We start from the raw sequence: 18304 nt of genomic DNA, 5'->3' as shown, positions 1-18304 counted from the left end.
GAAAAAGCGTTGTGGCGTGCATTGCGAGAATTGAAAGCCGACGGTGTTCGTGTGCGCCGGCAGGCGCCGATCGGGCCCTATGTGGCAGACTTCGCCGTCTTTTCTCGTAAAATTGTCATCGAGATCGACGGTGAAGTCCATTCGCGAGCGGAAAGACGCAAGCATGACGAGATTCGTGAAGCCTGGCTGAACAAGGAAGGTTTCGATGTTCTCAGGTTTTCGCCGCATGAGGTTGACGAAAACCTGGATGGCGTCGTGACGCAAATTCGACTGCGCCTTGGACTGGAGACGACCGGGTACCCCCACCCCTAACCCCTCCCCACAAGGGGGAGGGGAATTCTGCCTCGCCCGGATCCAACTTTTTTGATTTCTGGCAAATCGGTTGGACAAGAAGACTTGAAAACGCTGTAAAGCGCGGTCCCCCTCCCCCTTGTGGGGAGGGGTTAGGGGTGGGGGTTTTTGGCCGAATGCAGCGTGACGGCGATTCCTCGCCGCATGAGACCTCAAACACACTCCAGAACCGGTCCCGCCAATCCGCTTTCCCAACCGAGAATTGCCCGTTTCCGGGTGAGGCCCCAGTGATAGCCGCCGAGTTTGCCGCCTTTGGCAAGGACCCGGTGGCAGGGCACGACGAAGGAGATCGGATTGCGGCCGACGGCGCTGCCGACCGCGCGGGACGCCTTCGGATTGCCGAGGCAGGCGGCGATGTCGGAATAGGTGGACGCCGTGCCCATGGGGATCTTCAGGAGTGTCTGCCAGACCCGAATCTCGAAATCCGTGCCGATCATGACGATGTTGAGCGGCTGGTCCTGCTGCCATCTTTGCGGGTCGAACACGCGTCCGGCATAGGAGGCAGTCGCTTCCTGATCCGCGATGAAGTTCGCCACCGGCCAGCGGGCACACATGTCTTCCAGCGTGGCGTGTTCCTCGCCCGGATCTGCGAAGCCGAGTCCGGCCAGGCCCTTGTCGGTGGCCATCACCAGCACCTGGCCGAAGGGAGAGGGATGAAAGCCATAGACGATTTTCAGACCGGCGCCCCGGCTGCGGTAGTCGCCCGGTGTCATGGCCTCGTGCGTGACGAACAGATCGTGCAATCGCGACGATCCTGACAGGCCCACCTCAAAGGACGCGTCCAGCACACTGGCGGATCCGCGCAGAAGCGCCTTGGCATGGTCCAGCGTGATTGCCTGCAGGAACTGCTTCGGGGTCAGGCCTGCCCAGCGCGAGAACACCCGCTGCAACTGGATGGGCTGCAATCCGGCTTCCCCGGCCAGTTGTTCCAGGGACGGCTGTTCGCGCCAGTCCTCGGTGATCCGTTTCAGGGTGCGGCGAACAACGTCGTAATTCTCGGCAGCTTCCGCCCCGATGGAAATCGGCTGCGGGTCCGGGGCGAGGCGGGCAAGGTCCAGTGCTTTGGTCATGTCGAATGTACCAGGTTTTTAATTCTGCCCGGATCCTAGCCCGTGCCGGCGCCAGCCGCGACCCGGTTTGCGAGCCGGAAATGGCCTATCGGAGCACGTCCTCGTATTCGCTTGCCGAAACCGCCGGGCCCTTGCGGGTTGTCAGCAGGAGATTGGTTTCCGTTCCGGTGATGCCTTCGATCAGCCGGATGCGGTTCAGGGCATCGTCGAAGGCGGCAAGATCCCGCGTTGCGATGTCCAGCACCAGGTCCCACTTGCCGTTGGTCGAATGGATCGCCCGGACCTCCGTCATCGCACTGAGCCAGCGGATCACCGGTTCGGTGTTGTGGCCGTCGACCACCACCAGCGTGACCGCGCGGATCGGCAGGTCGCGCCAGTCGTCGCGCAGGACCGCTGTGAAACCGAGGATTTCGCCGGTTTCGATCAGCTTTTCCATCCGGGACCGGACCGTGGCCCGGGAGACCTTCAAGTCACTTGCCAGATCGGAGACGGATTTGCGGCCGTCATGGCGCAGAAGCGAGATTAACCGAAGATCAAGATCGTCCATTTTCCAAATTGCCTTATTGGGCTTTCCAAAATGATAGATTTGTCTGCACATTTGATCAAGTATCTGGATTTACTCCGCCGCCGCCCTTGCGCAAGATCCTGAAACCGAATGCAGGCGGAGGCTGACGTGAACGTTGCCGGAAAACAGATTGTCCTGGTCGGCGCACCGGTGGACAAGGGCGCGGGGCAGCGCGGCTGCCTGATGGGGCCGGACGCCTACCGCACCGCGGGCCTTGCCGATACGCTGGAAGCGCTGGGCCATGTGGTTGCCGACCACGGCAATCTCGAACCGGCCGAAACCGGTTCGTTGACGCACCCCAACCCGGTTGTGAAGCACTACCGGGAGCATGTCGCCTGGACGCGGTCCCTGCACGACAAGGCGGCCGCGCTCGGCAAGACGCCGGTTGTGCCGGTCTATCTGGGCGGCGATCATGCCATGGCAGCCGGAACGGTCTCCGGTCAGGCGAAAGCTGCGGCGGCGCTGGGCCGCCCACTGTTCGTGCTCTGGCTCGACGCGCATTCGGATTTTCACACCTTCGACAGCACCGCGAGCGGCAATCTGCACGGCACGCCGCTGGCCTTTCTGTGCGGCCTGCCGGGTTTCGACGACCTTCTCGGCGCCCCGCTGCGCCACGCCCTCAGTCCGGACAATGTCGAGATCCTCGGGGTCCGGTCCATCGATGCAGCGGAACGGGACATGCTGCGCGGCCTTGGTGTCGGTGTGAGCGACATGCGCCGGATCGACGAGGAAGGCATTCCCGCACTGCTGGGGCCGTTCCTCGAGCGCGTACGGCGGGCCAACGGCCTTCTGCATGTCAGCCTGGATGTCGATTTTCTCGATCCGGACATCGCGCCGGCGGTCGGCACCATCGTGCCCGGCGGCGCCTCCTTCCGCGAGGCCCACCTCGTGATGGAAATGCTCCATGACAGCGGTCTCGTCTCGTCGCTCGATCTCGTTGAACTCAACCCCTTTCTGGACGAACGCGGAAAAACCGCGCGTCTGATGGTCGAACTGACCGGCAGCCTGTTCGGCCGCCGCGTGTTCGACCGGCCGACCACCAGCTTCTAGAGGTACTGATCATGCACCGCCGCCCCATCGACCTGAAACCGTCCGAGCTGGCCTATGTTCCCTTTGTCAGCGTCGACAACATGATGCGCAACGTGCGTGCCGTGGGCGTTGAAACCGTCCTGCGCGGCATCGCCGATTATATCGAGGCGGATTTCCTGCGTTGGGAAAGCTTCGACAAGAAACCGCGCATTCCCGCCCATGCGCCCCAGGGCGTGATCGAGCTGATGCCGACCAGCGACGGCAAGATCTTCGGTTTCAAGTATGTCAACGGCCATCCGGGCAACACCAACGAGGGCCTGCAGACGGTGACCGGCTTCGGCGTCCTGTCGAACCTGGCCACCGGCTACCCGCTGCTGTTTTCCGAAATGACCATCCTGACTGCCCTGCGCACTGCGGCCAATTCGGCCCTGGCGGCGAAATATCTGGCGCCGAAAGGCGCGACCACCATGGCCGTCATCGGTAATGGCGCCCAGTCGGATTTCCAGTGTCTGGCCTTCAAGGAACTGCTCGGCATCACCGATATCCGGGCCTTCGACATCGAGCACGAGGCCAGTCTGCGCCTGGCGCGCAACCTGGCCCATTCCGGCCTCAACGTGACCATCTGCAAGACGCCGGAAGATGCCATCGAGGGCGCGCAGATCATCACCACGGTGACGGCCGACAAGAAGAACGCGACCATCCTGAGCGACAACATGGTCGGTTCCGGCGTTCACATCAACGCGGTCGGCGGCGACTGCCCGGGCAAGACCGAATTGCACAGGGATATTCTGCTGCGCTCCGACATCTTCGTGGAGTTTCCGGACCAGACCCATATCGAGGGCGAATTCCAGCAGCTCGACCGGGATCACCCGGTGACCGAACTCTGGCAGGTCTATGCCGGCAAGGCGCCGGGCCGCATCTCGGACGACCAGATCACCCTGTTCGACAGCGTCGGGTTTGCCATCGAGGACTTTGCCGCCCTGCGCTATGTGCGCGACCTCCTGCCGGAAACCGGCCATTTCGAAAAGCTGGACCTTCTCGCCGACCCGGACGACCCGCGCGATCTCTACGGCATGGTGCTGCGGTCCGGCACCTGCGAGGACGATCAGGCGGCGTGAACCGGTTTTGATGCAGGGGTCACTTGCGCCATCCCGGCAGCCGTCAGGATGAATTCATTTGCGCTGACGGCTTCAAATCTTAAGAAAATCCGTGTTGAAAGAAGATCCATTCAATTTCTTGACTCAGGTTTTCAGAGGAATTTTGCATGAATTTCAGATCTCTGGCTTTGTTGAGCCTTGTCTGTTGCGCGGGCACGTCCGCCCAGGCCGCCGAACAGTATTTCGACTACAAGGACTGGACCGTCCTGATCGAGACCGTCGACACGGGCGAGGATCTGCGCATCACCTGCTCGATGTGGACCGGGGGGGACGGCGATCCGACCGTCGGATTTTCGATTTCGAACGGTGATGCACTTCCGCCCGGCACCTTCCCGGGTGTCCAGCTCACGGAAAGAGCCATTCGCGGCTATGCGACCGTTCTTCAGAACGACGAGAAGGTGAATTTCGTCTTTGATGACGGCGACAGTGCGCAGGCGACGGTTTTTGGCGGTTTCGATGAAGACGGTTTTGCCTTCGCGAACACAAGCTTTCCCTTCGAGAACAACCAGATTGTTCTGCAGGCGATGCAGCGCAACGGCCAGATCGACATCGTCGGGCCGGGTGGACTTGTCTACACGGCGTCCCTGAACGGCTTCACCGCGTCCTATCGCAAGGTTGCCGAGCAATGCGGTTTCCCGGTCGACGGCGTGATCGGCTGACAGGGCGGTCCGCCGACAAGGGCGGGGCTCAAGCCGGAACCGGTTCCAGCGCCCCGTCGATCTCGGCAATGACGGCCTCGGCCGCCGCGCCGGGATCGGCCGCCTGGCTGATCGGGCGGCCGACGACCAGATAGTCGCTGCCGGTCCGCATCGCCTCCGCCGGGGTCATGACGCGGCGCTGATCGCCTGCCGCACTGCCCGCCGGCCGGATGCCGGGGGTCACGATGACCAGGTCGTCGCCGAGGATCGGCCGCAACCTTTCGGTTTCGGTCGCAGCGCAGACGATCCCGCCCATGCCGGCGGCTCTTGCGTCCCGGGCGCGTGTTTCCACCACATCCGCAAGCGGTCCCCTGTACCCGGCGGCGTGGAGGTCCGCCTCGTCCATGGATGTCAGCACGGTCACACCAAGCAGGCACAGATCCGGATTGCCTTCTTCCGCCAGTCCGGCCACTGCCGCCCGCATGGTTTTCGGGTAGCCATGCACCGTGACGAAGGTCATGCCCATCTTGGCGACGTTGCGCACTGCTTTCATGATGGTGTTGTCGATGTCGTGCAGTTTGACGTCCAGGAAGATCTTTCTGCCGTCCGCCGCCAGATCTCGCGCGAGGTCCAGTCCGCCCGCGAATTGCAGTTCCATGCCGATCTTGTAGACGCCGACGTTGCCGTCGGTCCGTTTGACCAGCTCTTCCGCCTGGCCGACCGTGGGCACGTCCAGCGCAAACACCAGACGGTCGCGCGAGCTTGTGGGTGCGAAGCGGCTTTTCGGCATGATCGGATCTCCTGGGTGCGGCGGGGAATGAGTCGAACATAGCATTTCAGGCCATCAGGCGCCAGAAGCGGCAACACCGGGGGCTGCCGGTTTTCCGGTTCAGGGCGCCTGCTCAGCTTGCGCCCGTCTTCTCGAATTCCGCGAAAGCGTCCCTGTAGTCGCCATGCCAGCGGGACAGCGGCGGACGGTTTTCGATGAGATCGCCGATCGCCCAGGCGGCCCGGCGTCTGTCCCGCGTGCCGTCAACGTCGTTGTCCGGGCAAAGGATATAGAAATCGCCGGCGGCCATGCGATCCAGGAAATAGTCGACGGTCTGCTCGGGTGTCCACGCAGATGCCGGCTTTTCCGGAAAATGCTGGGCATTTATGCCCGTATAGGTGAACCCTGGCACGAACAGATGCACGGAGATCGGCGCTCCGGCCTGGCGCAGTTCATGGGCCAGTTGCTCACTGAGCACCTTCACCGCAGCCTTGCTGACGTTGTAGCCCGGATTTCCGGGCGGCGTGGTGATGCCCTGCTTGGATCCGGTGTTGATGATCACGGCCGGCCGTCCAGCGTCGATCATGCGCTGGGTGAAGACCTGGACGCCGCGCAGGACGCCGAAGAAATTCACGTCGATGACCTTCGTCCAGTTGTCCATCCGGTCCCAGGCCGAGGTCGGAATTTCGATGCCCGCATTGTTCATCAGGACCGCGACGGACCCCAATTCGAACGCCTTGTCCGCCAGTGCCGCGACCTGCGACAGGTCGCTGACGTTGGTCGGAACGGCGCATACGGTCGTCTCTGCCCGTGCGGCGGCGCGGACCTGATCCGTGGCGGCTTGAAGCTGTGCGCCCGGCAGATCGGCCAGAATGACACCGAGGCCCGCCTCGGCGAACCGGATTGCGGCCGCCAGACCGACGCCGCTTGCGGCACCGGTCACGATGGCCAGGCCGCCTTCCGAGATTGCTTTTTTGAACATGACTGATCCCTCTGCTTGTGGTGCGCGGCAAAACATATCGGCGATTGCCGCTTCTGTCCTGACCGGGTGGAAAACCTGCCGTGCCTTTCCCGTCGAAGTCGCTATTTCATTAGCCGTGTCAGGCTGCTACAACACCGCCGGTTCTGCTTCATCTTGAGGACATCAGCATGCGCACTGCGACTGTATCGCGCGACACCAAGGAAACCCGCATCGCGGTCGAGATCAACCTGGACGGTACCGGTTCTTACGATGTGAAGACCGGCGTCGGGTTTTTCGACCATATGCTGGAGCAACTGGCGCGCCATTCGCTGATCGACATCAAGGTGCGGGCCGACGGTGACACTCATATCGATTTCCACCACACGGTCGAGGACACCGGCATCGCGCTGGGCCAGGCGATTTCCAGGGCGCTGGGCGACATGGCGGGCATCTCCCGCTACGCCGACACCCATCTGGCCATGGACGAGGCGCTGACCCGTTGCGCGCTGGACGTGTCCGGCCGTCCGTTCCTCGTCTGGGACGTCGATTTCGACAGGGACAAGATCGGCGCGTTCGATACGGAGCTGTTCGAGGAGTTCTTCCGGGCCTTCGCCATGAATGCGGGGATCACCCTTCATATCGCCAATCTTTACGGTTCCAACTGCCATCATATCGCCGAAACCTGTTTCAAGGCGGTCGCGCGCTCCCTGCGCAAGGCGGTGGAAATAGATCCGCGGCAGGCGGACCGGGTACCGACGACCAAGGGTCAGCTCGGCGGCTAGGCAGGACACGCGCATGAACACCTTCGTTGTTATGGCTCCGCCTGAATTCGACGATGTCGGGGGAGATCCGCACCAGACGGAGCGTCTGGCATTCGTTCCCGACAGGTTCTCGGTATTGGCGGTTCTGTTCTCGGTTTTCTGGCTGGTCGTGCACCGCATGTGGCTGGTGCTGCTCGGCTATCTCGCCCTCACCCTGCTGGTCGAGGTGGTGGCGCTGTCCGTCAGCCAGGAGGCCATGGCGGTGGTTGCCGTGTTTATGGCCATAGTGTTCGGTCACGAAGCCCAGGCGCTGCGCCGCTGGTCGCTGGAACGCAAGGGCTGGCGCGTCGTCGGCATCATCGACGCCTCCAACAGGGACGACGCGGAGCTGCGCTTTCTGCACAAGGCCGCCGACCGGATCTCCCCGGCACCGGTCCTGAAGGACGCCGAGCGCCCTGCCCGGCAGGCCATCGTACCAAGGATCGGCAGCGAACAGGTGGTCGGCCTGACCCTCGGTCCGGAGACCCGTCAATGACAATTGCGATTATCGACTACGGATCGGGCAACCTGCGCTCGGCGGAGAAGGCGTTCGAGCGCGCAGCCCGTGCCCACGCCCATGTGCCCGATGTCATCGTCACGTCCGATCCGGATCGTGTCCTGAAAGCCGATCGCATCGTGCTGCCCGGCGTCGGGGCGTTCGCGGACTGCAAGCGCGGGCTGTGGGCGGTCGAGGGCATGCCGGAGGCGCTGGAAGAAACGGTCAGGCAGCAGGGCAAGCCGTTTTTCGGCATCTGCGTCGGCATGCAGCTTATGGCAAGCCGGGGTCTGGAATTCGAGACCGTTGACGGGCTCGGCTGGATCAACGGCGATGTCACCGAAATGAAACCGGCCGATCCGGACCTCAAGATCCCGCATATGGGCTGGAACACCATCGACGTCCGGCCGGAAAGCCACCCTGTCTTCGCCGGTATCGACACCGGACCGGACGGATTGCATGCCTATTTCGTGCATTCCTTCCATTTTGCCTGTGCCGACGCGGCTGACAGGCTGGCGACCTTCGACTATGCCGGGACCTTCACGGCCATGGTGGCGAAGGACAACATGATCGGAACCCAGTTCCACCCGGAAAAAAGCCAGCGGCTCGGACTTGAGCTGATCGCCAATTTCCTGGACTGGACCCCGTAACACGCAGGACTTCGGGAGATGACAATGAGCAAGGGATACTGGATCGCGCGCGTGGATGTGCATGACACAGGCGGCTATCCGAAATATGTCGAGACCGCGAAACCGGCCTTCGAACGCTTCGGCGCCAGGTTTCTGGCCCGCGGCGGCAAGACCGATGCCGTCGAGGGCCCCGGCCGGGCGCGCAACGTCATCATCGAGTTTCCAAGCTTTCAAAACGCGCTGGATTGCTATAATTCGCCGGAATATCAGGACGCGGTCAAGGTCCGCCAGCAGGTCGCCGATGGCGAGATCGTCATCGTTGAAGGAATTTAAGACAACATGATCCTCTTCCCCGCCATCGATCTGAAGGATGGCCAGTGCGTCCGCCTCAAGCTCGGCGACATGGACCAGGCCACCGTGTTCAACGACGATCCGGGCGCCCAGGCGAAAGCCTTCGAGGACCAGGGCTTCGAGTGGTTGCACGTGGTCGACCTGAACGGTGCCTTCGCTGGCGAAAGCGTCAATGGCGCGGCGGTCGATGCGATCCTGGGCGCGACGAAGAATCCGGTTCAGCTCGGCGGCGGGATCAGGACGCTGGACCACATCGAGGCCTGGCTTGCCAAGGGCATCACGCGCGTGATCCTGGGGACGGTCGCCGTGCGCGATCCGGATCTGGTGAAAGAGGCGTGCCGCAGGTTTCCCGGCAAGATCGCCGTCGGCATCGACGCAAGGGGTGGCCATGTCGCGGTCGAAGGCTGGGCGGAAACCTCCGAGCTGACAGCCGTCGATCTGGCGCGCCGGTTCGAGGACGCCGGCGTCGCGGCGATCATCTACACCGACATCGATCGCGACGGTGTCCTCAAGGGTCTCAATATTCCCTCGACGCTTGAACTCGCCGGGGCCGTGTCCATTCCGGTGATCGCCTCGGGCGGCCTGGCCTCGATCGACGACATTCACCGGCTTCTGGAGCCGGACTGCGCCATCCTTGAGGGCGCGATCTCCGGCAGGGCGCTCTATGACGGGCGTCTTGATCCGACAGAGGCGATGGACCTGATCGGGTCTGCGCGAAGGAAAGCCTCATGACCTTGAAAGCCCGTGTCATTCCCTGCCTTGATGTGAAGGAGGGCCGTGTCGTCAAGGGCGTCAATTTCGTCGATCTTCGCGATGCCGGCGACCCGGTGGAGGCGGCCAAGGCCTATGATGCGGCCGGCGCGGACGAGCTCTGCTTTCTGGACATCACCGCCAGCCACGAGGGCCGGGACACGATCTACGACGTTGTCCGGCGCACGGCGGAGGCCTGTTTCATGCCGGTGACCGTCGGCGGCGGCGTGCGCACGGTGGAAGACATCCGCAAGCTGCTGATCGCGGGTGCCGACAAGGTCTCGATCAACACCGCGGCAGTCAAGAACCCGGAGTTCGTGCGGGAGGCGGCGAAAAAATTCGGCGCCCAGTGCATCGTCGTTTCGATCGACGCCAAACAGGTCAACGCGCCCGGCGAACCCGAAAGGTTCGAGATCTTTACCCATGGCGGCCGCGAAGCGACCGGCATCGACGCGGTCGCTTTCGCCAGGAAAGTGGTCGGCCTTGGCGCGGGAGAGCTGCTGGTGACCTCCATGGACCGGGACGGCACCAAGTCCGGCTACAACATTGCGCTGACCCGCGCGATTGCCGACGCCGTGCCCGTCCCCGTGATCGCGTCCGGCGGTGTCGGCACCCTGGACCACCTGGTTGAAGGCGTGCGCGACGGTCATGCGACCGCGGTTCTGGCGGCTTCCATCTTCCACTTCGGTGAATATACCGTTCACGAGGCCAAACAGCACATGAGTGACGCCGGTGTGCCGATGCGCCTCGACGCGTGAAGCACCACAAGGGACCTAGCCGAATGACCGACTTCACATTGGAAGACCTGGACGGCATAATTGCTGCGCGCGCGAACAGCGCGGACGAAAAATCCTATACGCGCAAGCTCGTCAGCAGGGGCGTTGCCAAATGCGCCCAGAAACTGGGAGAAGAGGCGGTTGAGGCGGCGATTGCCGCCGTCCGGAACGACCGGGACGAATTGACGGCGGAGGCCGCCGATGTGCTTTATCATTTGCTGGTGGTTCTCAACGTATCCGATGTCCCTCTCAAGGATGTCATGAAAGAGCTTGCGAACCGCACGGGCCAGACCGGACTGGAAGAAAAGGCGTCCCGGCCCAGGGACTAGGACCCACGCCTTTTGTCAGCCGCGCAGCAGGGACTGCGAACAATGGATCAGAAAGTCGCCACGGCCCTGGACATGGATTTGTCCCCCTATCAGGTGTTCACCGATCGCCAGTGGTCCCGCTTGCGCGCCGACACGCCGATGACGCTCGACGAGCATGAGGTTGCGCAGCTTCAGGGCCTGAATGCGCCCGTGTCGATGGAACAGGTCGAGACGATCTACCTGCCGCTTTCCCGCCTGCTCGCCTTTTACGCCGAAGCCACCATCAGCATCTATCAGGCCACCCAGAACTTTCTGGGCACCCGTGACGGCAAGACGCCCTTCATCATCGGTGTGGCCGGCTCGGTCTCCGTCGGCAAGTCCACGACCTCGCGTGTCCTGCGCGAGCTGCTGGCCCGCTGGCCGGCCAGTCCCAAGGTGGACCTGATCACCACGGACGGGTTCCTCTATCCGAACGCCGTTCTGGAAGCCGAGGGCCTGATGTCCAAGAAAGGCTTTCCGGAAAGCTTCGACCGGCCGCGGCTGCTGAAATTCCTGTCGGACATCAAGGCGGGCAAACGCTTCGTGCGCGCCCCGGTCTATTCGCACTTCTATTACGACGTCATGCCCGGTCACACGGTGACCGTCGACCGGCCGGACATCCTGATCGTCGAGGGGCTCACTGTGCTGCAGACACGCGAACTCCCCAAGGACGGCCGCGCGGTGCCGTTTGTCTCCGACTTTTTCGACTTCTCGGTCTACATGGATGCGAATGAGGACCTGTTGCGCAAGTGGTACGTGGACCGGTTCATGCGCCTGCGCGAAACCGCCTTCCGGGACCCGGGATCCTATTTCCACAAGTACTCGCGCATTACGGACGAGGACGCCGTGGAGACCGCCAACCGGATCTGGGCCGAGATCAATCTGGTCAACCTGCGTGAAAACATCCTGCCGACCCGGCCGAGGGCGGATCTGATCCTGACGAAGAACGCCAGCCACCGCATTTCCAAGGTCGCGTTGCGCAAGATCTGAAGACATAAGAAAACCCCCGCGGTCCGGCCCGGACCGCGGGGGCTGTTCAACACGTCATTTCCGAATGGCTTCAGGCGACCGAACGGCTGCGCACTTCCTGAAGGAAGGACCCGACCTGCTCACGCAGCATGCCGGCGTTTTGCTGAAGCTGCTGGGCGGAACTGTCGACCTTCTCCGCCGTGTCGCGCGTGTTTTCTGCTGCCGAGGCGACCGTTTCGATATTCGTGGTCACTTCGACGGTGCTGCGCGATGCCTCGGTGGCGTTGCTGGCGATTTCCTGCGTCGCCGCACCCTGCTCCTCGACCGAGGAGGCAATGGAAGACGCGATCTCGTTCATGTTGTTGATGATGTCGGTCACCGACGAAATCGCCGTGGCTGCATGCCCGGTCTCGTCCTGGATGGCCGTGATCTGGCTGGAAATCTCCTCGGTTGCCTTGGAGGTCTGGTTGGCCAGTTCCTTGACTTCCGCCGCCACGACCGCGAAGCCCTTGCCGAGCTCCCCCGCGCGGGCGGCTTCGATGGTGGCGTTCAGGGCGAGCAGGTTGGTCTGCTCGGCGATCGCCTGGATGAGTGTGACCACCTCGCCGATCCGGCTGGCGCTTTCCGACAGACCGTGCATGCGCTGATTGGTCGACTGGGCTTCCTCGGCGGCGCGGGCGGCGATCTCGCTGGACGACTGCACCTGCCGGCGGATTTCGTTGACGGAAGCCGACAGTTCCTCTGCGGCCGCGGCAACGGTTTCCACGTTGTGAGCGGCCTGCGACGAGGCGTTGGAGACCAGCCCGCTCTGCTCGGTGGTCTGCGCCGCACCGCTGATCATGTCGGCGGAGGCCGATTGCAGATTCTGGACCGAGCTGTCGATGATGTTGAGCATGTCCATGATCTGGCGGTCGAAGTCGCCGCTGAGCTGCTGGATCTCGGCCCCTTTGCGGGCCGTCTCTTCCTGCGAGCTGTTCTGCTGCACTTCCAGATCGCGCCGCGCGGTCTCGTTGCGCACGAAGACTTCCATGGCACTTGCCATCTGTCCGATTTCGTCGCCGCGGTCGGCGCCCTCGATCACGATGTCTGTATTGCCATCGGCAAGCGTGCCCATGTTCGATGTCAGCGCGCGCAGCGGGCGCACGGTGTTGCGGACGGTGACAACAGCGATGGCAATCGCGATCAGCGCACCGATCACCACCAGCGCCAGGATGGTTGTCGCGGAACTCCAGTAGGCCGCGTCCAGGTCATCCATGTAGACGCCGGTTCCGATCATCCAGGTCCAGGGCTCGAAGGATGCGCCCCAGCCGTATTTCGCCAGTGCCACTTCGCTGTTGGCACGCGGCCAGTAGTAAAGCAGCGACCCTCCGCCCGCTTTCGCCATCGTGATCAGTTCGGCAACGATCTTCACGCCGGTCTTGTCGGCAAAGCCGATCATGTCGGTACCGACAAGGGACGCTTTCGGGTGCACAAGTGCGATGCCCTTGTAATCGTAGGCGAAGACGTAGTTGTTGTCCTCGAACCGGATGGCACCAATCGAAGCCTTCGCGGCGGCCTGGGCCTCTTCGCGGGACATTTCTCCCGACGTCTCAAGACCTTGGTAATAAGCCGCGATCGAGACTGCGCTGTCGGTGATCTCCTCGATCTTGTTCAGCCGTTCGGCAAACATCGCACCATAGAGGCTGTTGAGGCTGACAACGCAAATAGCGATGGTGAAGATGAGGATCGTGGCGATCGGCAGGCTGATTTTCCACGTGATGGGCCAACGTGCAAAGGACATGGTCTTGAGATTCCTATCGGGTTATGTCCGATGAGGGTGAGGCGAATTTGCTGACCAATTGCTTAAAATTCTTGCGAATTCAGATGACGCCAACAATTATTTTGCAAAAAAAGAAAGTTTATGAATCCGGACCGCGATTTTATTGCGGGAATTTACAATGGCTGTGGCCACCCGGCATCAGCGTCTTGCGCAGAAGACGTCCCTCAGGCCCGGACGCGTCCAGGTCGCGTTCTGGACCTGACCTTTCAGCACATGCCCCTGAGATTCGAAATAGAAACTGTTGGCGCTGCCCTGACGCTGCAGGGTGACGGCCCCGTAGCCCATTTCCGCGACCGTGGCCGATTGCATGTCGGCGGAGAAAACCACATTCAGATCGATCCCGGATGTGCAGAGATAATCGGCGACGTTTGCCCGCGCCGTCTGTTGCCCGAGAGACGGCTGAAGCGTGCCGTTGATCGAACCGGGCGGAACCGGTCCTGCGGGGAACCCGTTGTCGGGCTGGGCATCGAACCCGCGACCCGGTGCGCCCCAGGGATCACCGCCGCTTCCGGGGCTACCGAGACCGGGGGCCCCCTGGATCACGATTTCGCGGTAGGGCGTGCGGGTGACGTAGATACCGCGGCATTCACCGCCGGCGCCGCGCACGGTCCAGGCATGGGATATATAGGTCTGCTGCTCGAGGATCTGGCCCGGTTCGAGCCGGGCATAGGGCCGCTCGCCGCCGCGATAGTCGACCCAGTGAACCTCGACAGGTTGGCGACTGGCATTGCGGAAGACGATCTGGCCGGGCCGGACGGCCTCCACGGACCGCACCCGGCCGAGTTCGCTGCAGGACAGGTCCGACCCGGGTTCTTCGGCCCCGGCCCCAAAGGCGTCGTCCGAAACCACCTGCTGCGGCTGCGCGCAGGTCGCCACGAAGAGGCGAACCGGATTGGCGCTGCCCCGGAGGGAAACGGAATGCGCCGGCAGGCCTTCAACGGCAATCGACAGGGCGCTGTAGCGGATCATGGCGTCCCAGAGCGGGTCGCTCATTTCGATGTTGATTTCGGGAAGCGACACGCCGGCTGCATTGGCCGCCGCCGAGCCGAAGGCATTGTAGGTGCCCTCGAAGTCGTCGGCTGAAATGCGCACAGCCTGTGGCATGCCCTCCAGAAGACCTGCCGGAGCCTGTTGGAAGGTGATCCTGGCGAAGCCGGACTGGGTGCTGCAATCCGCGCGGAAATCCCGGTCGTCAGTCTGGGGAACGGCATGCTGCAGCATCGTTGGCGACCCCGGCTGCGTTCCGGGTTCCGCCAGCCACTGCCGGGCCTCGTTTGCTGTGACGAGGACGGGACCGGAATTGGCGCCGCCGCCGGAAAGGCCGTCTCCCGGGCCGATATTCGCATCGTCCGGCAGGGACGAGGTCTGGGTTCCTGAGGTTCCGGGGGCCGATATGGGCGTGTCGACCTGATCCAGGGGCTTGAGGCCGCCGGTATCGGCCGGCGGATCAAGGTCGGTGATGGCGGCAGTATCATCCACCGGTGTCTGTTGCCGGGTGCCCGCAGGCGTGTCTGCCGGCGCGGTGCTGACGGGTCCGGCAGACACGCCGGAATTGGTGCCGACCACGCGCGCCGCCGCGCCGGGCTTGCCGTCGCTGGAGACATCCACGACCAGCGTGCTGCCGGAACAGATATTGGCGTTCCTGTGCAACACGCGGCTGTTTTCGAGCGTCACTTCCAGCTTCACTTCACACGGCGGCGCAGCGTTGTCGCTGCCCTGGGTGTCGACCACGACACCCTTGTCGTCGCGGCTGATGATGGCGCGGTATTTGCTGTTGAGAGTGATCGACCGGATACCGGGATCCGGCGGGTCGACATTGATGCGCAGAGTTTCGGGCACAGCCTGGGCGAGCGCCGCGGAGCCGGCGCACATCAGGGCCATGCCGCAGGCCGCGAGCAGTCCGGGCTTCAGCAGGGGAGTAAAACGTCCATGAGCAGCGAAAGGCCGCATAAGCGATCTCCATGGGAGCGCAACAATATCACCAGTTCGGACTACTTAGGCAAAGTGGCGGTGAAAGGGCAACCCTGCAATGCAGCGCAAGCGCGTCTTCAGCGCGGCGCGCGCTTGGCCAGAATCCGTTGCAGCGTGCGGCGGTGCATGTTCAGCCGCCGTGCCGTCTCCGAGACATTCCGGTCGCAGAGTTCGTAGACCCGCTGGATATGTTCCCACCGGACCCTGTCCGCGGACATCGGATTTTCCGGCGGCCGGGCCTTGTCTTCGGGCTTGCGGGCCAGGGCGGCGGCAATGTCGTCGGGATCAGCGGGCTTGGCGAGATAGTCGATGGCGCCGAGCTTCACGGCGGTTACGGCCGTTGCGATATTGCCGTATCCGGTCAGCACGATTGCGCGTGCGTCCGGGCGTTTCTGCCGGATATTCTCGATCACGTCGAGGCCGTTGCCATCTTCCAGACGCATGTCGACAATCGCGAAGGCCGGCGCGTTTTGCGCGACCTTGGCGGCCGCGTCCCGAACGCTGTCCGCGGTTTCCGTGGCAAACCCGCGCTTTTCCATGGCACGCGCAAGACGCTGCTGGAACGGTTTGTCATCGTCGACGATCAGGAGGCTCATGTCCTCCGAAGTGCTCAGGGATGGTGTCTGGTCCGTCATCTCGTCTTACCGTTTTTTATTCTTACGCGTCGACCTGCGGCCCGGATGAGTCGTCCGTTGCTGCCTGCGTCAACCGGGCATTCTTGCCGTTATGGGCCGAAAAGGGCGCCTCGTCCACTGTGCTGTCGTGCTCGAAGGCCTTTCGCGGCCAGCTGACACGGATATGGGCACCGGTGCGCGGCGGCGCCAGATTGTCGAGACTGAGTTTGGCGCCGGTGCGTTCGAGCAGCGTTTTCGCGATGAATATTCCAAGCCCCAGTCCGCCGCCGGTGCCTCTTTGCGGCGACTTGCCACCGCGGATCGAAAGATAGGGGTCGCCGATCTTGCCGAGGATGTTGTCGGAAAACCCCGGGCCGTCGTCCATGATTGAAATCGACAGCGCGGCATCGTCCCAGCTCGCCGACACGTCGACCCTGGTCTTCGCGAAATCGACGGCATTTTCCAGAAGGTTTCCCAGCCCGTAGCGAATGGCGGCGTTGCGGGTGCCGACCGGTTCGGAGCCCGAGCCGGACCGGGTGGCGTGAATGGCGACGCCGGTGCCCCTGTGCGGGTCGATGACATCTTCCAGGAGCTGCGACACCGGCATGCGCTGGTAGGTTCGGTCCGCTTCACTGGAAAGGCTGGTCAACTGGCGCAGGATGCCGCGGCAGCGTTCGGCCTGCGAGTGGATCAGCGCGAGATCCTCCGTGTGGGGATCGCCGTCCTCCAGTTCGCCGGAAAGTTCCTTGGCCACAAGGTATATGGTTGCGAGCGGTGTGCCGAGCTCATGCGCGGCCGCGGTCGCCAGGCCGTCCAGTGCGTTGAGATGCTGCTCGCGTGCAAGCACCAGTTCTGTCGCGGCCAGGGCGTCGGCAAGCTGGCGGGCTTCCTCCGCGACCCGGAAAGCATAGGTCGCCATGAAACCGAGCGTCGACACCAGGGCGATCCAGATGCCGACCGAATAGACCACGGGCAGCGAGAAATCATCACCGACGGGCCAGGGCAACGGCAGGTGCAGGACCGCCAGAACGCTGGCGCAGACCGTGGCCAGAATGCCCAGAACAACGGTGTAACGCGCCGAAAGACCCGTCGCCGACACCATCACGGGCGCCATGAGCAGAAACGCGAAGGGATTTCCCAGTCCGCCGGTCAGAAACAGGAGACCGCTCATTTGCAGGATGTCATAGGCCAGCTGCAGAGCGGCGGCCCTTTCGGACAGGCGCATTGCCGACGGCGAGCGGATCTTCAGAAAAATGTTGAACCACGCCGACAGCGCCACCATGGCAAAGGCGGGGCCCGCGGGTGTGGGATATCCGAGACCGACATGGACCACCAGCAGCGCCGCGGTCTGTCCGCCGACCGCCAGCCAGCGCAAGCGCACCAGGGTATCGAGTTTCAACCGCCTGTGGGGCAGCGTGATATTGGATGTCGGATGATCGGCCATGGGGTCTCTTGAGACGAGGGACTCGAGCGTTCATCTGAACCCTCGAAAGATGCCCTGACATTTTTTGGATCGATCAACTTTTGGATGTCTGGTCGCATTCGATTGAACCTCCGTTGATCTGAAGCAGCCTCTCCTTTTGAAGCGGATTCCGGGCGCTGGCAAGGCCGTTGCCCTTGTGTCTGAGGGTTCGAGATGCTAGCCAGCCGCTAACACGGCTGTCCGGATCACGCGGGCCGGCGGCCGACGGGCGGCACTTTTCGCTTCTCGTGTCAGATCAGCACCGCGCAACGGAATGAGACGATGACCGACACCAATGACGGCGGCGCACAGCCGCAGGCGGAAGGCACCGCAGCGCCGGGCATGCATATCCTCGGCCAGTACATCAAGGACCTGTCTTTCGAAAATCCGAATGCGCCGCGGTCCCTGGGACAGGGCGACCAGCCCAAGCTCGACATCAATGTGAACGTCGGCGCTCAGCAGATGGGTGAGGATCAGTTCGAAGTCATCCTGACGCTCAGCGCCAAGGCGGAACGCCCGGACATGGTGATGTTCAATGTCGAACTCGTCTATGCCGGCCTGTTCAAGATCACCGGTGTTCCGAAGGACCACATGCATCCCTTCGTCATGATCGAATGCCCGCGCATGATCTTTCCGTTCGCGCGCAACATTCTGTCCGAAGCCACCCGCAACGGCGGTTTCCCGCCGCTGATGCTCGACCCGATCGATTTCGCCCAGCTGTACCGCCAGAACATGGCGCAGCAGGCACCGGCCGAAGGCGCGCCGAAGCCGAACTGACGT

At 62.9% G+C, this 18304-nt stretch carries 21 protein-coding genes; 13 read left to right on the top strand and 8 right to left on the bottom strand.

What is annotated here, in order from left to right; genetic code table 11:
* The first annotated feature begins 9 nt into the window (after positions 1-9).
* The gene (locus tag AC0VX3_RS01515; RefSeq protein ID WP_475523249.1) at positions 10-312 is read left to right on the top strand and encodes an endonuclease domain-containing protein; all 303 of its coding nucleotides are present in this window, start codon (positions 10-12) and stop codon (positions 310-312) included.
* 191 nt (positions 313-503) lie between these two features.
* Here the strand turns inward: AC0VX3_RS01515 and AC0VX3_RS01510 are convergent, their stop codons facing one another.
* Positions 504-1421: a methylated-DNA--[protein]-cysteine S-methyltransferase gene (locus tag AC0VX3_RS01510; RefSeq protein ID WP_475523248.1), complete on the bottom strand. Its 918-nt coding sequence runs from the start codon at positions 1419-1421 to the stop codon at positions 504-506.
* A gap of 85 nt (positions 1422-1506) precedes the next feature.
* Positions 1507-1968 carry an Lrp/AsnC family transcriptional regulator gene (locus tag AC0VX3_RS01505; RefSeq protein ID WP_348144565.1) on the bottom strand — a complete coding sequence of 154 codons (462 nt, stop codon included), beginning with the start codon at positions 1966-1968 and terminating at the stop codon, positions 1507-1509.
* A gap of 108 nt (positions 1969-2076) precedes the next feature.
* On the opposite strand from AC0VX3_RS01505, the gene rocF reads away from it, so the two are divergent.
* From rocF to AC0VX3_RS01490, 3 genes are all read left to right on the top strand, one after another.
* Positions 2077-3036, top strand: coding sequence for an arginase (rocF, locus tag AC0VX3_RS01500; protein WP_475523247.1), 960 nt, complete (start codon positions 2077-2079; stop codon positions 3034-3036).
* An 11-nt stretch (positions 3037-3047) separates the two neighbouring features.
* Positions 3048-4133 carry an ornithine cyclodeaminase gene (locus AC0VX3_RS01495; protein ID WP_475523246.1) on the top strand — a complete coding sequence of 362 codons (1086 nt, stop codon included), beginning with the start codon at positions 3048-3050 and terminating at the stop codon, positions 4131-4133.
* 146 nt (positions 4134-4279) lie between these two features.
* The gene (locus tag AC0VX3_RS01490; RefSeq protein WP_475523245.1) at positions 4280-4831 is read left to right on the top strand and encodes a hypothetical protein; all 552 of its coding nucleotides are present in this window, start codon (positions 4280-4282) and stop codon (positions 4829-4831) included.
* 28 nt (positions 4832-4859) lie between these two features.
* On the opposite strand, the gene pyrF is transcribed toward AC0VX3_RS01490, so the two are convergent.
* Together pyrF and AC0VX3_RS01480 are read right to left on the bottom strand one after the other, a co-directional pair.
* On the bottom strand, positions 4860-5600 hold the full coding sequence (pyrF, locus tag AC0VX3_RS01485) for an orotidine-5'-phosphate decarboxylase (RefSeq protein ID WP_475523244.1): 741 nt from the start codon (positions 5598-5600) through the stop codon (positions 4860-4862).
* 112 nt (positions 5601-5712) lie between these two features.
* On the bottom strand, positions 5713-6561 hold the full coding sequence (locus AC0VX3_RS01480) for an SDR family NAD(P)-dependent oxidoreductase (protein WP_475523243.1): 849 nt from the start codon (positions 6559-6561) through the stop codon (positions 5713-5715).
* A gap of 167 nt (positions 6562-6728) precedes the next feature.
* On the opposite strand from AC0VX3_RS01480, the gene hisB reads away from it, so the two are divergent.
* From hisB to coaA, 8 genes are read left to right on the top strand one after another with little or no spacing between them, the layout of a single operon-like run.
* Entirely contained in the window at positions 6729-7322 is a 594-nt protein-coding gene (hisB, locus tag AC0VX3_RS01475; RefSeq protein ID WP_475523242.1) for an imidazoleglycerol-phosphate dehydratase HisB, read from the top strand.
* A gap of 13 nt (positions 7323-7335) precedes the next feature.
* Entirely contained in the window at positions 7336-7836 is a 501-nt protein-coding gene (locus AC0VX3_RS01470) for a DUF2628 domain-containing protein (protein ID WP_475523241.1), read from the top strand.
* Positions 7833-8486 (top strand): imidazole glycerol phosphate synthase subunit HisH, encoded by a 654-nt coding sequence (gene hisH, locus AC0VX3_RS01465; protein WP_475523240.1) that lies wholly within the window; start codon positions 7833-7835, stop codon positions 8484-8486. Before AC0VX3_RS01470 ends, hisH begins: the two co-directional genes overlap by 4 nt.
* 24 nt (positions 8487-8510) lie before the next feature.
* Complete coding sequence (locus AC0VX3_RS01460) at positions 8511-8798, top strand: DUF1330 domain-containing protein (protein ID WP_342893316.1); 288 nt, start codon at positions 8511-8513, stop codon at positions 8796-8798.
* A gap of 6 nt (positions 8799-8804) precedes the next feature.
* Positions 8805-9548 (top strand): 1-(5-phosphoribosyl)-5-[(5-phosphoribosylamino)methylideneamino]imidazole-4-carboxamide isomerase, encoded by a 744-nt coding sequence (gene hisA / locus AC0VX3_RS01455; protein WP_348144585.1) that lies wholly within the window; start codon positions 8805-8807, stop codon positions 9546-9548.
* On the top strand, positions 9545-10324 hold the full coding sequence (gene hisF, locus AC0VX3_RS01450) for an imidazole glycerol phosphate synthase subunit HisF (protein WP_475523239.1): 780 nt from the start codon (positions 9545-9547) through the stop codon (positions 10322-10324). Before hisA ends, hisF begins: the two co-directional genes overlap by 4 nt.
* 23 nt (positions 10325-10347) lie before the next feature.
* Complete coding sequence (locus AC0VX3_RS01445; protein WP_342893313.1) at positions 10348-10671, top strand: phosphoribosyl-ATP diphosphatase; 324 nt, start codon at positions 10348-10350, stop codon at positions 10669-10671.
* A 42-nt stretch (positions 10672-10713) separates the two neighbouring features.
* Positions 10714-11679: a type I pantothenate kinase gene (gene coaA, locus AC0VX3_RS01440; protein ID WP_342893312.1), complete on the top strand. Its 966-nt coding sequence runs from the start codon at positions 10714-10716 to the stop codon at positions 11677-11679.
* Positions 11680-11749: 70 nt separating this feature from the next.
* Here coaA and AC0VX3_RS01435 read toward each other — a convergent pair whose 3' ends face one another.
* From AC0VX3_RS01435 to AC0VX3_RS01420, 4 genes are all read right to left on the bottom strand, one after another.
* Positions 11750-13438 (bottom strand): methyl-accepting chemotaxis protein, encoded by a 1689-nt coding sequence (locus AC0VX3_RS01435; RefSeq protein WP_475523238.1) that lies wholly within the window; start codon positions 13436-13438, stop codon positions 11750-11752.
* Between the two features lie 177 nt (positions 13439-13615).
* Positions 13616-15427: a VHL beta domain-containing protein gene (locus AC0VX3_RS01430; RefSeq protein ID WP_475523237.1), complete on the bottom strand. Its 1812-nt coding sequence runs from the start codon at positions 15425-15427 to the stop codon at positions 13616-13618.
* A gap of 98 nt (positions 15428-15525) precedes the next feature.
* Positions 15526-16083 (bottom strand): ActR/PrrA/RegA family redox response regulator transcription factor, encoded by a 558-nt coding sequence (locus AC0VX3_RS01425; RefSeq protein WP_475523236.1) that lies wholly within the window; start codon positions 16081-16083, stop codon positions 15526-15528.
* Between the two features lie 22 nt (positions 16084-16105).
* On the bottom strand, positions 16106-17506 hold the full coding sequence (locus AC0VX3_RS01420; RefSeq protein WP_475523235.1) for an ActS/PrrB/RegB family redox-sensitive histidine kinase: 1401 nt from the start codon (positions 17504-17506) through the stop codon (positions 16106-16108).
* A 300-nt stretch (positions 17507-17806) separates the two neighbouring features.
* Between AC0VX3_RS01420 and secB the strand changes: the two genes are divergently transcribed.
* On the top strand, positions 17807-18301 hold the full coding sequence (secB, locus tag AC0VX3_RS01415; RefSeq protein WP_342893307.1) for a protein-export chaperone SecB: 495 nt from the start codon (positions 17807-17809) through the stop codon (positions 18299-18301).
* Positions 18302-18304 lie beyond the last annotated feature (3 nt).

Source organism: Roseibium sp. QJM3NY_11 (assembly GCF_056173175.1).
This window is presented reverse-complemented; position numbering and strand designations above follow the sequence as displayed.